This window comes from Amaricoccus macauensis (genome assembly GCF_014201905.1).
In the GTDB taxonomy this organism is placed as follows: Bacteria; Pseudomonadota; Alphaproteobacteria; order Rhodobacterales; family Rhodobacteraceae; genus Amaricoccus; species Amaricoccus macauensis.
The window spans coordinates 467,126-486,586 of the sequence record NZ_JACHFM010000003.1 but is presented as its reverse complement, the minus strand read 5'-3'; the positions used below and the strand labels follow the sequence as shown (position 1 = coordinate 486,586).

At 70.9% G+C, this 19,461-nt stretch carries 16 protein-coding genes; 6 read left to right on the top strand and 10 right to left on the bottom strand.

Annotated elements, in window-relative coordinates:
• Positions 1-336 precede the first annotated feature (336 nt).
• Together HNP73_RS16130 and HNP73_RS16125 are read left to right on the top strand one after the other, a co-directional pair.
• Positions 337-1,557, top strand: a complete 1,221-nt coding sequence (locus HNP73_RS16130; protein WP_221288712.1) for an efflux RND transporter periplasmic adaptor subunit — start codon at positions 337-339, stop codon at positions 1,555-1,557.
• Positions 1,558-1,562: 5 nt separating this feature from the next.
• Positions 1,563-3,503 carry a MacB family efflux pump subunit gene (locus HNP73_RS16125; RefSeq protein ID WP_184151922.1) on the top strand — a complete coding sequence of 647 codons (1,941 nt, stop codon included), beginning with the start codon at positions 1,563-1,565 and terminating at the stop codon, positions 3,501-3,503.
• Positions 3,504-3,750: 247 nt separating this feature from the next.
• Here the strand turns inward: HNP73_RS16125 and HNP73_RS16120 are convergent, their stop codons facing one another.
• From HNP73_RS16120 to HNP73_RS16095, 6 genes are all read right to left on the bottom strand, one after another.
• Positions 3,751-4,788, bottom strand: coding sequence for an L-idonate 5-dehydrogenase (locus HNP73_RS16120; RefSeq protein ID WP_184151919.1), 1,038 nt, complete (start codon positions 4,786-4,788; stop codon positions 3,751-3,753).
• A gap of 27 nt (positions 4,789-4,815) precedes the next feature.
• Positions 4,816-5,583, bottom strand: a complete 768-nt coding sequence (locus HNP73_RS16115; protein ID WP_184151916.1) for an SDR family oxidoreductase — start codon at positions 5,581-5,583, stop codon at positions 4,816-4,818.
• Positions 5,580-6,806, bottom strand: coding sequence for an aspartate transaminase (locus tag HNP73_RS16110; protein ID WP_184151913.1), 1,227 nt, complete (start codon positions 6,804-6,806; stop codon positions 5,580-5,582). The genes HNP73_RS16115 and HNP73_RS16110 overlap by 4 nt, the downstream gene beginning before the upstream one ends.
• The gene (pyrC, locus tag HNP73_RS16105) at positions 6,803-7,882 is read right to left on the bottom strand and encodes a dihydroorotase (RefSeq protein WP_184151910.1); all 1,080 of its coding nucleotides are present in this window, start codon (positions 7,880-7,882) and stop codon (positions 6,803-6,805) included. Before pyrC ends, HNP73_RS16110 begins: the two co-directional genes overlap by 4 nt.
• Positions 7,883-7,973: 91 nt before the next feature.
• Positions 7,974-9,029: an NAD(P)H-dependent flavin oxidoreductase gene (locus HNP73_RS16100; RefSeq protein ID WP_184151906.1), complete on the bottom strand. Its 1,056-nt coding sequence runs from the start codon at positions 9,027-9,029 to the stop codon at positions 7,974-7,976.
• 138 nt (positions 9,030-9,167) lie between these two features.
• The gene (locus HNP73_RS16095) at positions 9,168-10,502 is read right to left on the bottom strand and encodes a dicarboxylate/amino acid:cation symporter (RefSeq protein ID WP_184151903.1); all 1,335 of its coding nucleotides are present in this window, start codon (positions 10,500-10,502) and stop codon (positions 9,168-9,170) included.
• Between the two features lie 219 nt (positions 10,503-10,721).
• On the opposite strand from HNP73_RS16095, the gene HNP73_RS16090 reads away from it, so the two are divergent.
• From HNP73_RS16090 to HNP73_RS16080, 3 genes are read left to right on the top strand one after another with little or no spacing between them, the layout of a single operon-like run.
• Positions 10,722-12,479: a sensor histidine kinase gene (locus tag HNP73_RS16090; RefSeq protein WP_184151900.1), complete on the top strand. Its 1,758-nt coding sequence runs from the start codon at positions 10,722-10,724 to the stop codon at positions 12,477-12,479.
• Positions 12,476-13,882, top strand: coding sequence for a sigma 54-interacting transcriptional regulator (locus tag HNP73_RS16085; RefSeq protein ID WP_184151897.1), 1,407 nt, complete (start codon positions 12,476-12,478; stop codon positions 13,880-13,882). Before HNP73_RS16090 ends, HNP73_RS16085 begins: the two co-directional genes overlap by 4 nt.
• Positions 13,883-13,940: 58 nt before the next feature.
• Positions 13,941-14,594, top strand: a complete 654-nt coding sequence (locus tag HNP73_RS16080) for a LolA family protein (RefSeq protein ID WP_184151894.1) — start codon at positions 13,941-13,943, stop codon at positions 14,592-14,594.
• A gap of 27 nt (positions 14,595-14,621) precedes the next feature.
• On the opposite strand, the gene HNP73_RS23965 is transcribed toward HNP73_RS16080, so the two are convergent.
• The 4 genes from HNP73_RS23965 to HNP73_RS16060 form a co-directional block, all read right to left on the bottom strand.
• On the bottom strand, positions 14,622-16,241 hold the full coding sequence (locus HNP73_RS23965; RefSeq protein ID WP_184151891.1) for an NTP transferase domain-containing protein: 1,620 nt from the start codon (positions 16,239-16,241) through the stop codon (positions 14,622-14,624).
• Positions 16,242-16,244: 3 nt separating this feature from the next.
• Entirely contained in the window at positions 16,245-17,249 is a 1,005-nt protein-coding gene (locus HNP73_RS16070) for an XdhC family protein (protein WP_184151888.1), read from the bottom strand.
• Positions 17,250-17,321: 72 nt separating this feature from the next.
• On the bottom strand, positions 17,322-17,969 hold the full coding sequence (locus tag HNP73_RS16065; RefSeq protein ID WP_184151885.1) for an outer membrane protein: 648 nt from the start codon (positions 17,967-17,969) through the stop codon (positions 17,322-17,324).
• A gap of 166 nt (positions 17,970-18,135) precedes the next feature.
• Positions 18,136-18,771 (bottom strand): outer membrane protein, encoded by a 636-nt coding sequence (locus tag HNP73_RS16060; protein WP_184151882.1) that lies wholly within the window; start codon positions 18,769-18,771, stop codon positions 18,136-18,138.
• Positions 18,772-19,064: 293 nt separating this feature from the next.
• Between HNP73_RS16060 and HNP73_RS16055 the strand changes: the two genes are divergently transcribed.
• Entirely contained in the window at positions 19,065-19,454 is a 390-nt protein-coding gene (locus HNP73_RS16055) for a c-type cytochrome (protein WP_184151880.1), read from the top strand.
• The last annotated feature ends 7 nt before the right edge of the window (positions 19,455-19,461 follow it).

Here is a 19,461-nt window from a genome sequence, read left to right as displayed (position 1 = left end):
TGGTCCACCTCCCTGCCTAGCAGACCCGCGCCCGATGAAAAAGCCGGCGGGCTCCCGGGACGTGGAAGCCTCTGACGCGCCAACGTGAAAAACCGCGCCACCCGCGACGGAATCCCCGGCCCGCCACGTTCCAGTCCGGGAAACCCGCACCCGATCGCGGAGAAGCATCCCCGACGGGGGACCGAACGAGGCCGCCCGAGCAGAATGAACCGCCCCCTCCCGAACCCGACGTTCGAGCCCGCCCCGGCGCCCGTGCCTCCCGCGCCCGTGCCTCCCGCGCCCGTGCCTCCCGAGCCCGTGCCCCCTGCGCCCGTGCCCCCTGCGCCAGAGCACCCCATGCGGCGCCGCCCGACCCGACGCTGGCGCCCGGGCCTCGCGCTCGTGCTCGCCCTCGTGCTCGCCCTCGCCGGCTGGCTCTGGTGGCGGACCGACACCGCCCCGCCGGTGGCACTCGTCACCGCGCCGGTCACGATCGGCGACGTCGAGACCTCGGTCCTCGCCACCGGGCTCCTGAAGCCCACGAGCCTCGTCGCCATCGGCGCCCAGGTCTCGGGCCGCGTCGAGACCCTCGCCGTCGCCATGGGCGACCGGGTCAAGGCGGGCGATCTCATCGCCGAAATCGACCCGGTGCCGCGCCAGAACGCGCTCCGCATCGCGCGGGCGAACCTCGCCGAAGTCGAGGCCGAGCGCGACGAGGCGAACGCCACCCTCGGCCAGCAGCAGCGCCTGCTCGAACGGCGCCGCGGCATGGCCGGCGCTGGCGTCACCCAGTCCGACGTCGACGCGGCCGAGGCTGACGTGGCGATCACCGAGGCCCGGATCGCCGCCCTCGGCGCCCGGATCGAGTCCGCGAAGGTCGCGGTCGAGGACGCGGAGGTCGATCTCGGCTACACCCGCATCACCGCGCCGCAGGACGGCACCATCCTCGCCGTCGTCACCCAGCAGGGCCAGACGGTGAACGCCACCCAGACGACGCCGACCATCGTCGTCATGGGCGAGCTTGCCACCATGTCGATCGAGGCCGGCATCTCCGAGGCCGACGTCGTCCACGTCCACCCCGGACAGGAGGTCTGGTTCACCATCCTCGGCGAGCCCGACGTCCGCCACGCCGCGAGCCTGACGGCGATCGCGCCGGCACCCACCTCGATCACCTCCGACACGCTCTTGACCGGCTCGTCGAGCGCCGCGGTCTCCACCACCTCCAGCGAGGCGATCTACTACAACGGCGTCTTCTCGGTGCCGAACCCGGACGGGCGGCTCCGCACCTACATGACCGCCGAGGTCCACGTGGTCCTCGACCGCGCCACCGCCGTGCCGACGATCCCCTCGGCCGCGCTCGCAGCCCGGACCCCGGACGGACGGGCCAGCGTCAGCGTGGCGCGGGCCGACGGCACCACCGAAAGCCGTGACGTCGAGGTCGGTCTCGACGACCGCACCACCGCGGAAATCCGCTCCGGCCTCACCGAGGGCGAGCGCGTCGTCCTCGGCAGCGGCAGCGACGGGACGGGCGGCGCGCCCGGCATGTCCCGGCGGATGCGCCCGCCCATGGGCTTCTGATCCCCATGCCAACCCCCCTCCTCGCCCTTCACGGCGTCTGGAAGTCCTTCCCCTCCGGCGAAGACCGCGTCGCGGTGCTCCGCGACGTCAGCCTCGAGATCAACGCCGGCGAGATGGTGGCGATCGTCGGCGCCTCGGGCTCGGGCAAGTCGACGCTGATGAACATCCTCGGCTGCCTCGACGTGGCGAGTGCGGGCACCTACCGCGTGCGCGGCCGCGACGTGGCGAGCCTCGACAACGACGAGCGCGCGGCCCTCAGGCGCGAGACCTTCGGCTTCATCTTCCAGCGCTACCACCTGCTCGCGGAACTCACCGCCGAGGCCAACGTGGCGATCCCGGGCGTCTACGCCGGCCTTGCCCCCGAGCCCCGCCGCAGCCGGGCGCAGGCGCTCCTCACCCGCCTCGGCCTCGGCGATCGCACCGGCTACCGCCCCGGCCAGCTGTCCGGCGGCCAGCAGCAGCGGGTGTCGATCGCCCGCGCGCTGATGAACGGCGGCGAGGTGATCCTCGCCGACGAGCCGACCGGCGCCCTCGACAGCCACTCGGGCGAGGAAGTCCTGACGATCCTCGACGAGCTCAACGCCGCCGGCCGCACGGTGATCATCGTCACCCACGACATGGACGTCGCCCGCCGCGCCGGGCGCATCATCGAGATCCGCGACGGCGTCATTGTCGCCGATCACCGCGTCCCGCGGCCGGTGACCCCGGGCCTGCCCCCGACGCATCCCCCCGAGAAGGCCAGCGCCGCCCTCTGGACCGGTCTGGTCGAGAGCTTCCGCATGGCCGTCGTCGCCATGGCGGCGCATCGGCTTCGGACGTTTCTCACCATGCTCGGCATCATCATCGGCATCGCCGCGGTGGTGAACGTCGTGGCGCTTGGCACCGGCGCGCAGCAGCAGGTGCTGGCCTCGATCTCCGGCCTCGGCACCAGCACGCTCGAAATCTTCCCCGGCGAGGACATGGGCGACGTGCGCTCGGGCCGCATCCGCACCCTCGTCGTCGCCGACGCCGACGCGCTGGCGCTGCAACCCTACGCCGCTGCCGTCACGCCGACGGTGCAGACCTCGGCGACCCTGCGCCACGCGGCGAACGCCTCGTCCGCCACCGTCACCGGCTCGGCGGCAAGCCTCTTCGACGCCCGCGGCATCACCCTGGCCGCCGGCCGGCTCTTCACGCCCGAGGAGGTCGCCGGGCGGGCGCAGGTGGCGGTGATCGACACCCGGACGCGCGACACGCTCTTCGGAGAGGGCAGCGCGCCCATCGGCGACGTGCTCCTCGTCGGGCGCGTTCCGGTGCGGGTCGTCGGCATCGTCAATCCCCGGCAGGGCTTCGGCGGCAACGACAACCTCAACGTCTACCTGCCGTTCACCACGGTGCAGACGCGCTTTCTCGGCTCTAGGGTGCTGCGCAGCATCACGCTCCGCGTCGCCGACGACGTGGAGCCCGCCGCCGCCGAGGCCGCCACCACGGCGCTTCTCGCCGAGCGCCACGGGCGGCAGGACTTCTTCATCGTCAACACCGACGAAATCCGCGAGACGATCACCGCCACCACCCAGACCATGGCGCTGCTCATCGGCTCGATCGCGGTCATCAGCCTGATGGTCGGCGGCATCGGCGTCATGAACATCATGCTGGTCTCCGTCAGCGAGCGGATCGGCGAGATCGGCGTGCGGATGGCCGTGGGCGCGCGGCGGAGCGACATCCAGCGGCAGTTCCTGATCGAGGCAGTGCTCGTCTCCGCCCTCGGCGGCGCCCTCGGGGTCGGCGCGGCCTTCGGCACCGGCGGGCTCTTCACCGCCTTCGGCGAGAACTTCCGGCTGATCTACTCGGCGCAGTCCATCGTCCTTGCGGTCACCGCCTCCATGGCGATCGGCGTCGTCTTCGGCTACCTCCCCGCCCGCCGCGCCTCCCGCCTCGACCCGGTGCGCGCACTCTCCCCGGCTTGACGGAGCGGCGCGGAAGCGCTCCTCCTCCCACCCCTCGAAACGACGAAACCGGATCGATTTGTCCCGCGACAAATCCGTCCGCGACTGCCCCTGCGGGGGGCAGGCGCGATTCCGCGCCCGCCGGGGCAGCCACGGCCGGATGGCATCCTCCCGCAGAAATCTGCGCGCTTGTCGGGCCGGAACTCGCGGGCTCGCGCCCGCTTCGGTCGCCCCACGGCTTGTCCGATCAACGCAACTCTGCGCAGCGTCACCCGAATGCCAGATGCACCTTCATCGACCGGCTGCGATCGGTCGCCGCCTCGAAGGCCGCAACCGCCTCTTCGACAGGATAGCCCCCGGTGATGAGCGGCGCGAGATCGACCCGGCCCCGGTTGATGAGATCGACAGCGAGCCCGAACTCGTCGTGGAACCGGAACGAGCCCCGGACCTCGATCTCCTTCGCGGTCACCACGTTCATCGGCACCGCCATGGCCCCGGACCCGAGGCCGAGCTGCACCAGCGTCCCGCGCGGCCGCAGCACCTCCAGACCGCTCGCCACGGCCCGGTCGTTGCCGGAGCACTCGAACTGCACGTCGAAGCTGCCCTTGTCCGCTCCGTACCCCCCGAGCGCCTCCGGCTCCGCCGCGACATTGATCGTCCGGTCCGCCCCCACCGCCCGGGCGACGGCCAGGACCGGCTCGGCCACGTCGGTCGCCACGATCTCCCGCGCGCCAAAGACCCGCGCCGCGACGATGACCAGCGCCCCGATCGGCCCGCAGCCGGTGACGAGCACCCGGGCCCCGAGAAGCGAGCCCGCCCGCGCCACCGCGTGCAGCGTCACTGCCAGCGGCTCCGCCATCGCCGCCTCCGCCGCCGACACACCGTCGGCAACCCGGTGGCACTGGCTGGCCACCGCCACCAGCCGCTCGCGGAACGCCCCCTGAATGTGCGGGAACGGCATGGCGCTGCCATAGAAGCGCATGTTGAGACAGTGGTTCGGCAAGCCTTCGAGGCAGTAGCGGCAGGCCCCGCACGGCCGGCTCGGCGAGACCGCCACCCGGTCGCCGGGCGCCAGCCCCTCGACGCCGTCCCCGAGTGCGACCACCCGGCCCGCCACCTCATGCCCGAGGATCATCGGCTCGCGGACCCGCACCGCGCCAAACCCGCCGTGGTGATAGTAGTGCAGGTCCGAGCCGCAGATGCCGCCTGCCTCGATCGCCACCTCGACCTCGCCGGGGCCGGGGGCCTCGGGCGCGCGCTCCTCCACGCGCAGGTCTCGGGGGCCGTGAATGACTACGGCACGCATGGCAGTCCTCCCCGGCGGCAGGCGTTCTCAGAGGCTCGCCGTGATGCCGCCATCCACGAAGAGCGTGTGACCGTTCACGAACGACGAGGCATCCCCCGCGAGAAACACCGCCGCCCCCACGAGCTCGGCCACCTCGCCCCAGCGCGCGGCGGGCGTGCGCTTCTCGAGCCAGGCGGAGAACTCCGGGTTCTCCACCAGCGCCTGATTGAGCGGCGTGCGGAAATAGCCCGGCGCGATCGCGTTCACCTGCAGCCCGTGCTTTGCCCAGTCGGTCGCCATGCCGCGCGTGAGGTTCCTGACCGCCCCCTTGGTCGCGGTGTAGGGCGCGATCCCCGGCCGCGCGAGTTCGCTCTGCACCGAGGCGATGTTGATGATCTTGCCGCGTCCCCGCGCGATCATCCCCCGCGCCACCGCCTGCGCCACGTAGAAGACGCTCGAGACGTTGGTCCGCAGCAGCTCGTCCCACCTGTCGTGGGGGAAGTCCTCGAGCGGCGCGCGGAACTGCATCCCGGCGTTGTTGATCAGGATGTCGATCGCGCCCGCCGCCTCGACCTCCGCCACACCGCGCGCCACGGCTTCGGGGTCGGTCACGTCGAAGGCCGCGACCTCCGCCCGGTGGCCGGTCTCGCAGAGCGACGCGGCCACCGCCTCGAGCCGCGCGGCCGTGCGGCCGTTCAGGATCACCTCGGCGCCGTGCGCCGCGAGGCCCTCGGCGAGTGCCAGTCCGATCCCCTGGCTCGACCCGGTGACGAGCGCCCGGCGGCCAGTGAGATCGAAGAGCCGCGAGGAGGTCATGCCAGCGCCTTCATCGCCGCCTCGATGCGGTCGCAACCCGCCTCGATCGTCGCGAGCGAGGTGGCGATCGACAGGCGGAAATACGGCGAAAGCCCGTAGGCCGCGCCGTGGACCGCCGCGACGCCGACACTGTCGAGGAGGTAGCGGACGAAATCCTCGTCACTCTCGATCAGCTTGCCCTCCGGCGTGCGCTTGCCGATGGCGCCGGGGCAGCCGGGATAGAGATAGAACGCCCCGTCCGGCATCCGGCAGGTGAGCCCCGGCACCGCCGCAAGCCGTGCAACCGCATAGTCGCGGCGCTCGCGATAAGCGGCGCACGCCTCCTCGACGAAGCCTTGGTTGCCGGAAAGCGCCGCGGTCGCCGCAGCCTGGCTGACCGAGGACGGGCAGGACGAGATCTGCGACTGGAGCTTGTTGATCGCCGCGACCAGCGGCGCGGGTCCCGCGCCGTAGCCGAGGCGCCAGCCGGTCATGGCGTAGGCCTTGGAGACGCCGTTGACGAGCAGCGTGCGCCCCTTGAGCGCCGGCACGGCGGCGGCGATCGTGGTCATCGGCTCGGGGCTGAACCAGACCTGATCGTAGATGTCGTCCGAGAGCACCCAGACCTGGGGATGCCGCAAGAGCACCGCGCCGAGCGCCTCGAGTTCGGCACGCGAATAGGCCGCCCCCGTCGGGTTCGACGGCGAGTTCAGGATGAGCCAGCGGGTCTTCGGCGTGATCGCCGCCTCGAGCGCCTCGGGCGTCAGCTTGAAGCCGTCGCTCTCCGGGCACTCGACGATGACGGGCGTGCCGTCGTTCGCCAGCACCATGTCGGGATAGCTCACCCAGTAGGGCGCGGGGACGATGACCTCGCTGCCCTCGTCGAGGCTCGCCATCAGCGCGACGAAGAGCACCGGCTTGCCGCCGCCACCGACAGTGATCTCGCCATCGGCATAGTCGAGACCGAGCCGCCGCTTGAAGTCGGCACGGATCGCGGCGCGCAACTCCGGCGTGCCGTTCGTCGAGGTATAGCGGGTCTGCCCCGCCTCGATCGCCGCCACCGCGGCGGCGCGCACCGGCTCGGGCGTGTCGAAATCGGGCTCGCCGGCGGTCATGTCGACGATGTCGCGCCCCTCGGCCTTGAGTTCGCGCGCTCGCGCAGCGGCCGCAACGGTGGGCGACACGCGGATGCGGGTGACCCGGGCGGCAGGGACGAAGACCGGGGCTTCAGGGATATCGTTCATCGCGTGACTTCTCCGAGCGACCAGGGCAGCGCCTCGCCGCCGCGGAAGACGACCACCTCATCCTCGCCTGCCCGGATGGTCTCGGGCGCGGTCTCTGCGCGGCGGTTGAGGGTGACGGTGCCGGTGTTCGGCTCGAGCCCGTGGAAGCGCGCGCCGTTCAGCGAGGCGAAGGCCTCGAAGCGATCGAGCGCGCCCTCCTCGTCGAAGACCTGGGCGTAGCACTGCAAGGCGACCGGACCGAGGAAGACGCCCGCACAGCCGCAGGCGCTCTCCTTCGCGCCCTTCGGATGCGGCGCGGTGTCCGTCCCGAGGAAGAAGCAGGCCTCGCCCCCGGTCGCGGCCTTGCGCAGCGCGAGGCGGTGGCGCTCGCGCTTCGCGACCGGCAGGCAGTAGAGATGCGGGCGCAGACCGCCCTGAAAGATCGAGGTGCGGTTGATCATCAGGTGGTGCGGCGTGATCGTCGCGGCGACCCGGCCGGCGTGGGCGCGCACGATGTCGGCGGTCTCGGCGGTGGTGACGTGCTCGACGCAGACCTTCAGCCCCTGATGCCGGGCGAGGAGCGGCAGGAGCGAGGCCTCCATGAACGCGGCCTCCCGGTCGAAGATGTCGATCGCGGGGTCGGTCGCCTCGCCGTGGATCAGGAGCGGCATCCCGATCTTCTCCATGCGCTCCAGCACCGGGGCGAGTGCCGGGATGTCGGTGACGCCGTGATGGGCATTGGTGGTGGCACCGGCCGGGTAGAGCTTGGCGGCGATCCAGATGCCTTGCGTGAACCCCGCCTCGATCTCGTCGGGCGAGGTCGCGTCGGTGAGATAGCAGGTCATCATCGGCTGGAAATCCGAGCCCTCGGGCAGCGCCGCGCGGATGCGCTCGCGATAGGCGCTCGCGGCCGCCGGCGTCGTCACCGGGGGCACGAGGTTCGGCATGATGATGCCGCGGGCGAACTGCGCCGCGGTGTAGGGAACGACGGCGGCGAGCATCGGCCCGTCGCGCAGGTGGATGTGCCAGTCGTCCGGGCGGCGGAGGGTGATCGTATCGACCCCTGCCGGGGCTGGCGCCGTGAGAGTGGTCATCATGGGGTCCCTCTTGCCTCGCGCGATCGCGTCTAGCACCGGCGGACGGGGGAAGGCAAAGGCTCGCTGGCGTCCGTGTCGCGCTCTTCCGGTTTCAGCCGGCCTGACCGAGTTCGCTGGCCAGCGCGGCGACGATCTCGCCGGCGGGCAGCACCCGGGCCCGGGCGGCGCCGACGCCGGACCATTGCGCGCCAAAGCCGGTCTCTCCCGCGCGGACCGCGGCCGCGTTCAGGGCCTTGCCGAGGTCGTAGGCGCAGGGATAGGGCGCGACCGTGTCGTCCGGCGCGTCCCTGCCCCAGTCGGTGAAGCGGTTCGCGAGGCAGCGTGCCGGCCGGCCGGAGATGACGCGGGTCATCACCGTCTCGCCGCCGGCGAGCAGGCGCGCGCGATAGGCCGCGTCGGCGAGGCTCTCGGAGCAGGCGACGAAGATCGTGCCGAGCTGCGCCGCGACCGCACCCCAGCCGAGCGCCCGGGCAATGTCCCGGCCATCCATCAGGCCGCCGGCGGCGATGACCGGCAGGCGGCACTCGCGCGCGAGGCGCACGACGAGCGCCTCGGTCTCGAGCCGCTCGTCCGGGCCGTCGGGATCGAAGATGCCGCGATGACCACCCGCACCCCACCCTTGCGCCACGATCGCGTCGAGGCCCGCCGCCTCGATCGCGCGGGCCTCGTCAAGCGAGGTCGCGCTCGCCAGCAGCATGATGCCCGCGTCGCGCAGGGCGGCAAGCTGGTCCGGGCGCGGCAGGCCGAAATGGAAGCTCGCAACCGCGGGCCGGGTCTCGAGGAGGAGCGCGAGCATCGCATCGTCGTCGTGGCGGAAACTCCGGTAGATCTCGCGAAGCTCCTCCGGCGGTGCGGCACCGAAGCCGGCGAAAAGCGGCTCGGCGCGGGCGATCCACGCGCGCTCCACCGCCGCGTCGCGACGGGCGGGAACGTGGCAGAAGAAGTTGACGTTGAACGGGCGGTCGGTTCGTGCCCGGGTCTCGGCGATCGCCATGCGCGCGGCATCGGCCGTGGACGACGCGAGCCCGAGCCCGCCGAGCCCACCCGCCTCGGAGACCGCGGCCGCCATCGCAGGTGTCGTGACCCCGGCCATGGGCGCCTGCAGGAGCGGCACCGTGAGACCGAGTCGATCGAGAATGTCTGTCATGCCGACGACCAGAGCATGGGCGAGCGGGCCGGATCAAGCCGCATCGGGAACCCCGCATGGAAGAAGGGGCCCGGCGCGATGCCGGACCCCTTCCGATGTCGGGAGCGTCAGCTCCGGCAGTGATCAGCCGTGCGGTGATCAGGCCGTGATCGGCTCGTGGGCGGGCATGCCCTCATCGTCGAGCGGGACCTTGCCGCCGAGGACGGCGTTGAGGCGGGTCTGGTCGAGCTCGCCCTCCCAGCGGGCGACGACGAGGGTCGCGACCGCGTTGCCGACGAAGTTGGTGAGCGCGCGGACCTCGGACATGAAGCGGTCGACGCCGAGGATGAGCGCCATGCCGGCGACGGGCACGGAGGGAACCACCGAGAGCGTCGCCGCGAGGGTGATGAAGCCCGCACCGGTGATGCCCGCGGCACCCTTGGAGGAGAGCATGGCGACGAGGAGCAGCAGGATCTGGTCGCCGAGCGAGAGGTCGATGTTGCAGGCCTGGGCGATGAAGAGCGCCGCCAGCGTCATGTAGATGTTGGTGCCGTCGAGGTTGAACGAGTAGCCGGTCGGAACCACGAGACCGACGACCGAACGCTTGGCACCGGCGAGTTCGAGCTTCTCCATGAGGGAGGGCAGCGCCGCCTCGGACGACGAGGTGCCGAGGACGAGGAGCAGCTCTTCCTTCAGGTAGCGGATGAGCTTCAGGATCGAGAAGCCGTTGAGCCGGGCGACCGCGCCGAGGACCACGAGCACGAAGATGAGCGCGGTCAGGTAGAAGGTGCCGACGAGCATGGCGAGGTTCACGACCGAGCCGATGCCATACTTGCCGATGGTGAAGGCCATCGCACCGAACGCACCGACCGGAGCCGCACGCATCAGGATCTCGACGAGCTTGAACATCGGCGCGGTGACGGCCTGGAGGAAGTTCAGGACCGGGGCGCCGCGCTCGCCGACCGCCGCGAGAGCGATACCGAAGAGCACCGAGAAGAACAGCACCTGCAGGATGTCGCCGCTCGAGAAGGCTCCGACCACCGTCGACGGGATGATGCCGGTCAGAAAGCCGACGATCGAGGTGTCATGCGCCTTCGCGGCATAGTCGGCGACCGCCGCACCGTCGAGGGTCGCGGGATCGATGTTGAGGCCGTGACCCGGCGCGACGACGTTGCCGACGATCAGGCCGACGATGAGCGCGAGGGTCGAAAAAGTCAGGAAGTAGGCGAATGCCTTGCCGGCAACCCGGCCGACCTTCTTCAGGTCCGACATGCCGGCAATGCCGGTGGTGACGGTCAGGAAGATGACCGGGGCGATGATCATCTTCACGAGCTTCACGAAGGCGTCGCCGAGCGGCTTCAGGCTGGCACCGATCTCGGGCCAGAAGTGGCCGACGGTGATGCCGAGCACGATCGCCGTCAGTACCTGGACGTAGAGTTGCCGGTAGAACGGCTTTGGCGCCATCGTCGCGCCGGCGTGGTGGGGAATCTGCATCTCGCTCCTCCGCGTGGACCGTTTCTGGGGACCCGCCGCCAAGGCCGGCCCTTCCCCACCAAAAGCACACTTCGTGCCAACTTTGGCACAACCGCATTGTTGCGTATTCACAGTTACTTGCCCGATGGACCGCCGGATGGCGGCGTGCGGAAATCCGCACATGTTGGGCTGGTGCCGACCCGATTCCCGCACTACCCTCCCCCCGGGGGGAAACCTTTGATGGCGAGTGAGGCGGCAACGAAACGGGCCTGGTCGCGGCGGCCGGTCATCCTGACGCTCGGCCTCACCGTGCTGATCGGGCTCTCTCTCCTCGCCGCGCAGGTGGCGCGCTCGCGGGCCGCGGCCGATTTCGTGCAGCGTGCCGAAGCGGCGCTGCCGCTGGCGGATGCGGCGTTGTCAGCGGTGATCGAGAAGCAGCGGCTGATCCCGCTGGTCCTCGCGCGCGACCCGGAGGTGACAGCGCTGCTTCTGGCCCCGTCGCTCGCCGCCGAGGAGCGGCTCGACGCCAAGCTCGCGGACATCGCCGCCGACGCGGGCTCGGCCGTGCTCTACGTGGTCAACAAGGACGGCATGGCGATCGCCGCATCGAATGCCGACCGTCCCGAGAGCTTCGTCGGTTCGTCCTATGGCTTCCGCGAGTACTTCATCGGGGCGATGGAGAGAGGGACGGCGATGCAGTATGCCCTCGGCACCGTCAGCCGCCGGCCCGGGCTCTACCTCACGCGCCGCGTCGATGGCCCGGACGGTCCCCTCGGCGTGGTGGTTGTGAAGGTCGAGTTCGACGAACTCGAAGCGCGGTGGCGTTCCGGCGGCTTCGTCGTCGTCACGAGCGATGCAGCCGGGACGGTGATCGCAACCACCGAGCCGGAGTGGCGCTTCGGCAAGGTGCCGGGCGCGGACGACACGGCGCAGCCTGCGATCCCGGTGGTGGTCGAAGCGGACGGGCTCTATCTCCTGAGCCGGACCGCCACGGACGGGCGCGCCGCGCGCTATGCCGGCGCCGGCTCGCCGGTGGGATCGGCGGCGCCGGACTGGCATCTCTCGATCTACGTCCCGGTCGACACGGCGCTCGGCCGGGCGGCGCGGAATGCCGCGCTCATGACGTTGCTCGCCGGCCTTCTCGCCTGCGCCGGCCTCGTCTGGCTCCAGCGCCGCCGGCGCTTCGCCCGGGCCTTGGCGGTAATGAACCTCGAACTGGAGCGCCGTGTCGCCGAGGAGGTGGCCGAGCGCGAGGCGGCCGAAACGAGGGTCCGCCGGGTCCGCGAGGAACTCGCCCAGGCCAACCGCCTGTCGATCCTCGGACAGATCACTGCCGGCGTCGCCCATGAAATCAACCAGCCGGTCGCGGCGATCCGCACCTACGCCGAGAACGGCCAGCAGTTGCTCGACGCCGGCGACGCGGGCGAGGCGCGCGACAATCTCGGCGCCATCGTGCGGGTGACCGAGCGGATCGGCGGGATCACCCGGATGCTGCGCGGCTTCGCACGCCGCGGCACCGCACCGATCGGGGCGGTGGCGGTCGACGAGGCGATCGACGGGGCGCTGGCGCTGCTTGCCGGGCGGATCCGCGACGCGGGCGTGCGCATCGACCGCCCCCCGCCGCGACCGGGGCTCACGGTCCTCGCCGGACAAATCCGGCTGGAGCAGATCCTCGTCAACCTCCTGTCCAATGCACTGGACGCGCTGCGGGGCCGACCGGACCCGGGCATCGTCCTCTCGATCGACGCGACGCCCGAGCGGGTGACGATCCGGGTCGCGGACAACGGCCCCGGGCTCGACCCGCGGATGAGGGAGAGCCTCTTCATGCCATTCAGCACCACGAAGGAGACCGGGCTCGGCCTCGGCCTCGTGATCTCCGGCGATCTCGCACGCGAGTTCGGCGGCAGTCTCGCGCTCGAGCCCGGCGACGGGCCGGGCGCGACCTTCGTGCTCGAGTTGCAACGCGCCTCGGCGGATGCACGCGGGGCGGCGGCGTGAGCGGGAGCGCCGGCGCTGCGGCTGGTGGCGGTGCCGGCGGCGTCAGTGTTGGTGGCAGGGGACCGGTCGTCTTTGTCGATGACGATCCTGATCTGCGCCGGGCGACGGCACAGACACTGAAGCTCGCGGGCTTCGCCGTACAGGTCTTCGACAGCGGCGCGGCGGCTCTCGCGACGCTCGGGCCGGACTTCGCCGGCCCGGTCGTCTCGGACATCAGGATGCCGCGCATGAGCGGGCTCGATCTCTTCGAGCGGCTGCGGGCCATCGATCCCGAGATCCCGGTGATCCTCGTCACCGGCCATGCGGATGTCGATCTCGCGGTGCAGGCCGTCCGCGACGGGGTCTACGACTTCATCGCGAAACCCTTCGACGCGGCGCGCCTCGCGGGCGCCGTCGCGCGGGCTGCCGAGAAGCGGCAGCTGGTGCTCGAGAACCGCAGGTTGCGCAAGGCCGCGGCAGAGATCGGCGAGGACGCCCCGCTCGTCGGCGAGACACCCGCGATCAAGCGCCTGCGCGACACGATCCGTCAGGTGGCCGACGCGGCGGTCGATGTGCTGGTCCTCGGCGAGACCGGCTCCGGCAAGGAGGTGGTCGCGGCACTCCTGCACCGCTGGAGCGGGCGCAGCGGCAACTTCGTGGCACTGAACTGTGGCGCCCTGCCCGAGACGGTGCTCGAGAGCGAGCTTTTCGGCCACGAGGCCGGCGCCTTCACCGGGGCGGCCAAGCGGCGGATCGGCCGGATCGAGCACGCGAGCGGCGGGACGCTCTTCCTCGACGAGATCGAATCCTGCCCTCCGGCGATTCAGGTGAAGCTCTTGCGGGTACTTGAGACCCGCGAGGTCGAGCCTCTCGGCACCAACGAGAAGCGGCGGCTCGACCTGCGCATCGTCGCGGCGACCAAGGTCGACCTCGGCAGCCCGGCGGCGCGCGCCGACTTCCGCGCCGATCTCTACTACCGGCTGAACGTGGTGACGCTGCCGATCCCGCCGCTTCGCGAGCGCAAGGCCGACGCGCCGCTGCTCTTCGCGCTGTTCGCCCGACGCGCGGCCGAGCGGTTCGGCCGCCCGGTTCCGGTCATCACCGCGGCGATCCGCCAGCATCTCGAACGCCACGACTGGCCGGGCAACGTGCGCGAGCTCATGCACTACGCCGATCGCGTGACACTCGGCCTCGAGCCCGCGGCCACCGAACCGGAGGCCGCCAGCCCCGCTGAAGCGCCGGACGGGACGCTGCACGAGCTCGTCGACCGCTATGAGGCGAGGCTGATCCGCGATGCGCTCGCGCGGCATCAGGGCGATGTGCGCGCCACGGTCGAGGCGCTCGGGGTGCCGCGCAAGACCTTCTACGACAAGCTGAAGCGCCACGGGATCGTGCGCTCCGACTTTGGCGGGACGGATGGCTAGCACCGGTACCGGCGATGTGAGCGAGGCGGGACGTGCAACGCCGGAGAGGCCGGGCTATATGGCGGGCATGATCACCCGCCGCAGCCTCCTCGCCGTCGCCCTGCCCTCCCTCGCGCTCGCACTGCCCCCCGTGGCGCGTGCGCAGCAGGCGGCCCCCAAGCAAGTGGCCCCGAAGCAAGTGGACGCGACCGCAATCAACACCTACCTGACCGGGCTTCGCTCGGCGCAGGGTGGCTTTCGCCAGACGAACCCGAACGGCTCGGTCCAGACGGGCACATTCTATCTCGCGAAGCCCGGCCGCATCCGCTTCGAGTACGACACGCCCAAGGGTGCCATGGTGATCGCCGACGGCTCCTGGGTCGGGGTCTTCGATCCGAAGTCGAACCGCAATCCGACGCGCTATCCGCTGAACTCCACGCCGCTCGGCCTGCTGCTGCGTGACCGGATCAGCCTGACCGAGCCCGGTCTGGTGCAGGGCGCGACCCGCGACGACACGGCCACCCACATCACCGTCGTCGACCCGGAGAACCCCAAGGCCGGCAGCATGGTGATGAGCTTCTCGAACGAGCCGATCGCGCTCACGAGCTGGGAGATCACCACCCAGACCGGCGCCCGCACCCGGGTGGACATCACGAGCCTCACGCCCGGCGTGGTGCCGGACCGGAGCCTCTTCAACATCGAGCTCGCGGCCACGGCCTACCGGAAGCGCTGAACGTCCGGCGTGGCGGGCGGCGTGGCATCAGGCCCGCGCCGCCCGCCACGCCGCCCAGTCCTCGGGTGTGTCCAGATCGACGATCGCCCCCCGACCTTCGGTCGCGACTTCCGTGACGAACTCGCCCGCATCGCGGATCACCTCGCGCGCGCCCCGGTCGCCGGTCAGCCCGGCAAGGGTCTCGAAGAAGCGCCTTCCGAAGAGCACCGGGTGGCCCGGGGTCCCGTCGGCGCTCACCGCGCGGCAGATCTCGCGCCCCTCCTCCGGGTCGAACGCCGCGATCAGGCGATCGATGGCGCGCGCGTCCACTTCCGGCATGTCCGCGAGCAGCACGACGACGGCGTCGGCGCGCGCCTGCACCGCAGCGAGCCCGGCCCGGAGCGAGGCGGCCATCCCCTCGGCCCAGTCCGGCGCCTCGACGATCGTCGCCCCGAGCCCCGCGAGGGTCGCACGACGCGCGTCGGCGCCGGGTTGCAACACCACGACCGTCTCGTCCGCCTGGCTTGCGTTGGCGGCGCGCGCGACCCGCGCCAGCACCGGCTCGCCCGCCACGCCCTCCAGCAGCTTGTCGGCGCCGCGCATCCGCCGGGACGCCCCGGCTGCGAGCACCAGCGCCGCGACGCGCGCCCGCCCCACAGGCGCCGCGCGACCGGCACGCGGCTGCGGCCGGGCCGGGATTTCCTTCAGGAGCCCGCCCACGCCCATCCCGGAGAGACCCGCCGCCGTCATCTCGATCCCGGCCGCCAGACGCTCGAGCACCCAGTCCGCGCCGTTCAGGGCCGGCGACCGGGCGCAGCCCGGCATGCCGACCACCGGCCGCCCGCGATGGCGCGCGAGAAAGAGCAGGTTTCCCGGATCGACCGGCAACCCGAACCGCAGGAGTTCACCGCCCGCTGCCACCACCCCGGCCGGGCAGACGTCCGCAGCGTCCGACGTCGCCGAGGCGCCGAGGACGAGCACGAGATCGCCCGTCGCCGCAGCCACGGCTTCAGCGACCGCGCCAGTCTCGTGCGCCACGATGACCGGAGGCTCGGATGCCTGCCCGAGCGCCGCGAGACGGGCGCCGACCGTTTCGGCACCCTTGGTGAGCAGGCTCGCCTTCATGCCCGGCGTCCGGGTCAGGATGAGCGAGACCCGCTGCTCCCGGAACGGATGCAGCCGCAGGACGCCCGCGGACTGGACCAGCCGGCGCACCGCCAGCCGCACCGACTCGCCCGCGACGGCATAGGGGATGATCTTCACCGTCGCGACCATCTGCCGCGCCGCAACGCGCGCGAAGGCCGGCAGGGTTGCGAGGGTGATCGCCGGATCGAGGCTGTTCAGCCCGTTGACGGCCGTATCATCGACCCGCAGCACGCCCGGCACGGTGGCAAAGAGATTGACCCGCCCGGTGTAGGGCGCCGAGACCGAGAGGCCGCCCCGCTCGGGCACCAGCGCCGTGGCGATCGCCTCCGCGGCGGCGTCCTCGCCTACGTCACCCGGATCGAGGCGCGCGACCGTCACCGCATCGACCCCGGCTGCCGTCAGCGCCGCGAGATCCGCCGGGCCGAGCGTGCGGCCCTTCTTCAGCCGCAGCCCACCGGCGGCGATCGAATGCGCCAGCACGGCGCCCTCGGCCTCGGCGACGGGAACCGACCCGAACCACATGGCTCAGCGCCGCCGCGTCTCGGGGCGCCGCAATCGCTCGGTCACCTGGGCGAGGATCGAGATGGCGATTTCCGCCGGAGACTTCGCCCCGATGTCGGCGCCGATCGGCGCGTGGATTCGGGCGATCTGAGCGTCGGCGAATCCCTTCGCCCGCAGCCGCTCCACCCGCTTCGCATGGGTGCGCGAGGAGCCGAGGCACCCGAGGTAGAAGACCGGCGCGGCAAGCGCGGCCTCGATCGCCGGATCGTCGAGCTTCGGATCATGGGTGAGCGTCACGACGGCCACGCGCGAGTCGAGGCCGACCTCCGCGAGGGCCTCGTCCGGCCACTCGTGGCTCAGCGGCGTCCCGGGAAAGCGCGCCTCGCTGGCGAAGGCGTCGCGCGGATCGATCACCGTCACGTCGTAGCCGGCGACCTCGGCCATGGGCACCAGCGCCTGCGCGATGTGGACCGCGCCGACGACCGCCATCCTTAGCGGCGGGTTGTGGGTGCCGAGGAACCAGTCGCCGGCGAAATCCGCGCGATCGGCAAAGAGCGCCGCCTCGGCCTCAGGCCAGAGCGGATCATCGGGGCCGGACACGAGCCGCCGCGCCCAATCGCCCGGACGCACCGCATAGACCACCGGCTGCCGTGCGGCGCGGGTGGCGACGAGCTCGGAGAGAAGCGCGCGGTCTGGTCCCTGCCCGACACCGACCGGCTCCACCATCACCCGGATCCGCCCGCCACAGGCGAGCCCCACGGCGAAAGCCGCGTCATCGCTCACCCCGTAGTCGAGCATCCTCGGCTTGCCGTCGGCGAGCGCGTCGAGCGCCTCGGCGACCACTGCCCCCTCGACGCAGCCGCCCGAAACCGAGCCCGCCATCTCCGCCTCGCTCGAGATCGCGAGCTGCGAGCCGCGCGGGCGCGGCGCGGAGCCCCAGGTCTCGACAACCGTGGCAAGGGCCACGCCCTTGCCCGCCTCGGCCCAGGCGAGCGCGGCCTCGGGGATCTGATCGTGTTCGGCTGTCATGGGGCGCGCCTCCTCTTCGGCGGCCCCGATCATTAGCGATGCCTGCGCCGCCCTCAAGAGCCGGCGGCGGGCTCAGAAGCGATAGGTGGCGCCGACCAACGCGTCGAAGCTCTGGTAGGTGGTGTCGAAGTTCGCCAATGAGTTCGATACCTCGTTCTCGCTCACGCCGAGGTAACGGACCTCGCCCGAGATCGTCCAGCTCTCGTTCATCTGGTAGCCGATGCCGGCGATCGCCTGGTAGGCGAACCTGTAATCACCGCCGAGCCGGGGAATCCCGTCGGGCTCGTAGGTGAGATCGGCGGCGCCGAGCCCGATTCCGAGGAAGGGCCTCACCGCTCCGGCCTGATCGACAGCATCGAAGCTGTAGATCGCGTTGGCCATATAGGCGTTCGACTTCATCTGACCGGAAAGGCCCCCGTCGCTGTCGAGCTCGACGTCGCTGGCACGGTAACTGTACTCGAGTTCCAACGCCACGTTCGGAGTGATGCTGTAGCCGCCCGCGATGCCCATGACGTAGCCAGCATCGTAGTCGAGCCCGCTCGCGGCCGGATCCTCGTCCTCGATCGCGAGGGTGAAATTGTCATCCTTCGGGAGGGTGACGCCGCCGAATACCTTGACGTAGGCGCGGCTCGTTCCGAGCCCCTGAGCCGCGGCCCAGCCGGTCCCGGCGAGGAGAATGGCGACGGCGAGGCCGGCGGTTGTGCGGATCGTGGACGACATGACGGACCTCCCGGGTGTCATTGACCCGGCCATCCTACGTCCGTCCGGTCGCATGCCGATGCGACACGCGCGCCCAGCGGGGAAGTTTGCGGCGACCTGCGTCCTTCGCGCCACGCAGGCGAGGTGCCGGCGACACCGGAGTGCGGCGCCGGCACCCGTTCCCGGCTCAGAAGTGGTAGGTCGCGCCAACGATGGCGTCGAAGGTACCATAGGAGTTCTTGACGCCGTAGTCGCTGTTTTCCAGCGTCTGGTCGGTGACGCCGAAATACCGGACCTCGCCGTTCAACGTCCAGTTCGGAGCCACGTCGTAGGCCACGCCAGTGATGACCTGATAGGCGAAGTTGTAGTCGCCATCGAGGCTGCCGAAATCTCCGGGATTGTACTTCTGGTCAGCCGCACCGAGGCCCGCGCCGACGTAGGGCCGGAACGCCCCGTTCGGTCCGATGCCGTTGAAAGTGTAGATGGCGTTGGCCATGAACGCGTTCGATTTCAGCGTGCCGTCCGCCCCACCCGTGCCCTTCAGCGTCGCGTCCGAGTTCCGATAAGCATACTCGAGCTCCAGCGCGACATGCGGGTTGACCTCGTACCCGGCGGCCGCGCCGAGGATGTAGCCGCTGTCGTAGTCGAGGCCACTGCTGCTTCCCGTTCCAAGGTTGCGGTCATCCAGCGTGAAATCGTTGTTCTGCGGGATGGTCCAGCCGCCGAAGCCCTTCAGATAGTACCCTTGGGCGCTCGCCGCGCCCGCCCCCGCAAGCATTGCCGCGGTGGCGGCTGCGCCGATGATGATTGTTGCTCGTGACATCACGATACCCCCTCAATCAGTGACTGGTGGCCACCTAGGGTGATCCTCGACGGACGAAAGGCATCGCCACCCTGGATCGACGGTTTGTGATCCGCCGGCGAGCTCCAGGACCTGTTTCCAACCTCCACGACACTAAGTGCGGTACTTCACACTTAAAGGGCGCGCGGGGGCTGGACATGCGACCAAATGCCCATCATGACGCGGTTGTGGTGAACCAACCAGAAACACTATGGTTCGCCGATAAGTCCGGCACCCGCCGGACGGAGGGAACGCCAGCCAAGGAAGGCCCGAAAATGCTAAACCGGACCCTGCTCGCCATCGCCTTCGCCGGCCTTAGCACCATGCCGGCAATGGCTCAGGATGATCTCGTCGCCGCCGGCGAGAAAGTCTTCAAGAAGTGCGCCGCCTGCCATGCCGTCGGCGAAGGTGCCAAGGATCGCGTCGGCCCGTCGCTGAACGAAATCTTCGGCCGGACCGCCGGCGGCGAAGAGGGCTTCAAGTATTCGCCCGCCATGACCAAGGCTGGTGAAGGTGGCCTCGTGTGGAACGCCGAGACGCTCGACGCCTACCTCGCCGATCCGAAGTCCGACATCCCGGGGAACAAGATGGCGTTCCCGGGCCTGAAGAAAGAGGACGATCGCAAGGCGGTCATCGCCTACATCGAGTCGAAGTGCTGCTCGTAACGCTTCC

Excerpts from the sequence above, each read along its gene's own strand:
- HNP73_RS16090 (WP_184151900.1), top strand. The coding sequence starts at position 10,722 with ATGGCGAGTGAGGCGGCAACGAAACGGGCCTGGTCGCGGCGGCCGGTC.
- HNP73_RS16095 (WP_184151903.1), bottom strand. The coding sequence starts at position 10,502 with ATGCAGATTCCCCACCACGCCGGCGCGACGATGGCGCCAAAGCCGTTC.
- HNP73_RS16100 (WP_184151906.1), bottom strand. The coding sequence starts at position 9,029 with ATGACAGACATTCTCGATCGACTCGGTCTCACGGTGCCGCTCCTGCAG.
- HNP73_RS16130 (WP_221288712.1), top strand. The coding sequence starts at position 337 with ATGCGGCGCCGCCCGACCCGACGCTGGCGCCCGGGCCTCGCGCTCGTG.
- HNP73_RS23965 (WP_184151891.1), bottom strand. The coding sequence starts at position 16,241 with ATGTGGTTCGGGTCGGTTCCCGTCGCCGAGGCCGAGGGCGCCGTGCTG.
- pyrC (WP_184151910.1), bottom strand. The coding sequence starts at position 7,882 with ATGATGACCACTCTCACGGCGCCAGCCCCGGCAGGGGTCGATACGATC.
- HNP73_RS16115 (WP_184151916.1), bottom strand. The coding sequence starts at position 5,583 with ATGACCTCCTCGCGGCTCTTCGATCTCACTGGCCGCCGGGCGCTCGTC.
- HNP73_RS16070 (WP_184151888.1), bottom strand. The coding sequence starts at position 17,249 with ATGACAGCCGAACACGATCAGATCCCCGAGGCCGCGCTCGCCTGGGCC.
- HNP73_RS16125 (WP_184151922.1), top strand. The coding sequence starts at position 1,563 with ATGCCAACCCCCCTCCTCGCCCTTCACGGCGTCTGGAAGTCCTTCCCC.
- HNP73_RS16065 (WP_184151885.1), bottom strand. The coding sequence starts at position 17,969 with ATGTCGTCCACGATCCGCACAACCGCCGGCCTCGCCGTCGCCATTCTC.
- HNP73_RS16110 (WP_184151913.1), bottom strand. The coding sequence starts at position 6,806 with ATGAACGATATCCCTGAAGCCCCGGTCTTCGTCCCTGCCGCCCGGGTC.
- HNP73_RS16080 (WP_184151894.1), top strand. The coding sequence starts at position 13,941 with ATGGCGGGCATGATCACCCGCCGCAGCCTCCTCGCCGTCGCCCTGCCC.
- HNP73_RS16120 (WP_184151919.1), bottom strand. The coding sequence starts at position 4,788 with ATGCGTGCCGTAGTCATTCACGGCCCCCGAGACCTGCGCGTGGAGGAG.
- HNP73_RS16055 (WP_184151880.1), top strand. The coding sequence starts at position 19,065 with ATGCTAAACCGGACCCTGCTCGCCATCGCCTTCGCCGGCCTTAGCACC.
- HNP73_RS16060 (WP_184151882.1), bottom strand. The coding sequence starts at position 18,771 with ATGTCACGAGCAACAATCATCATCGGCGCAGCCGCCACCGCGGCAATG.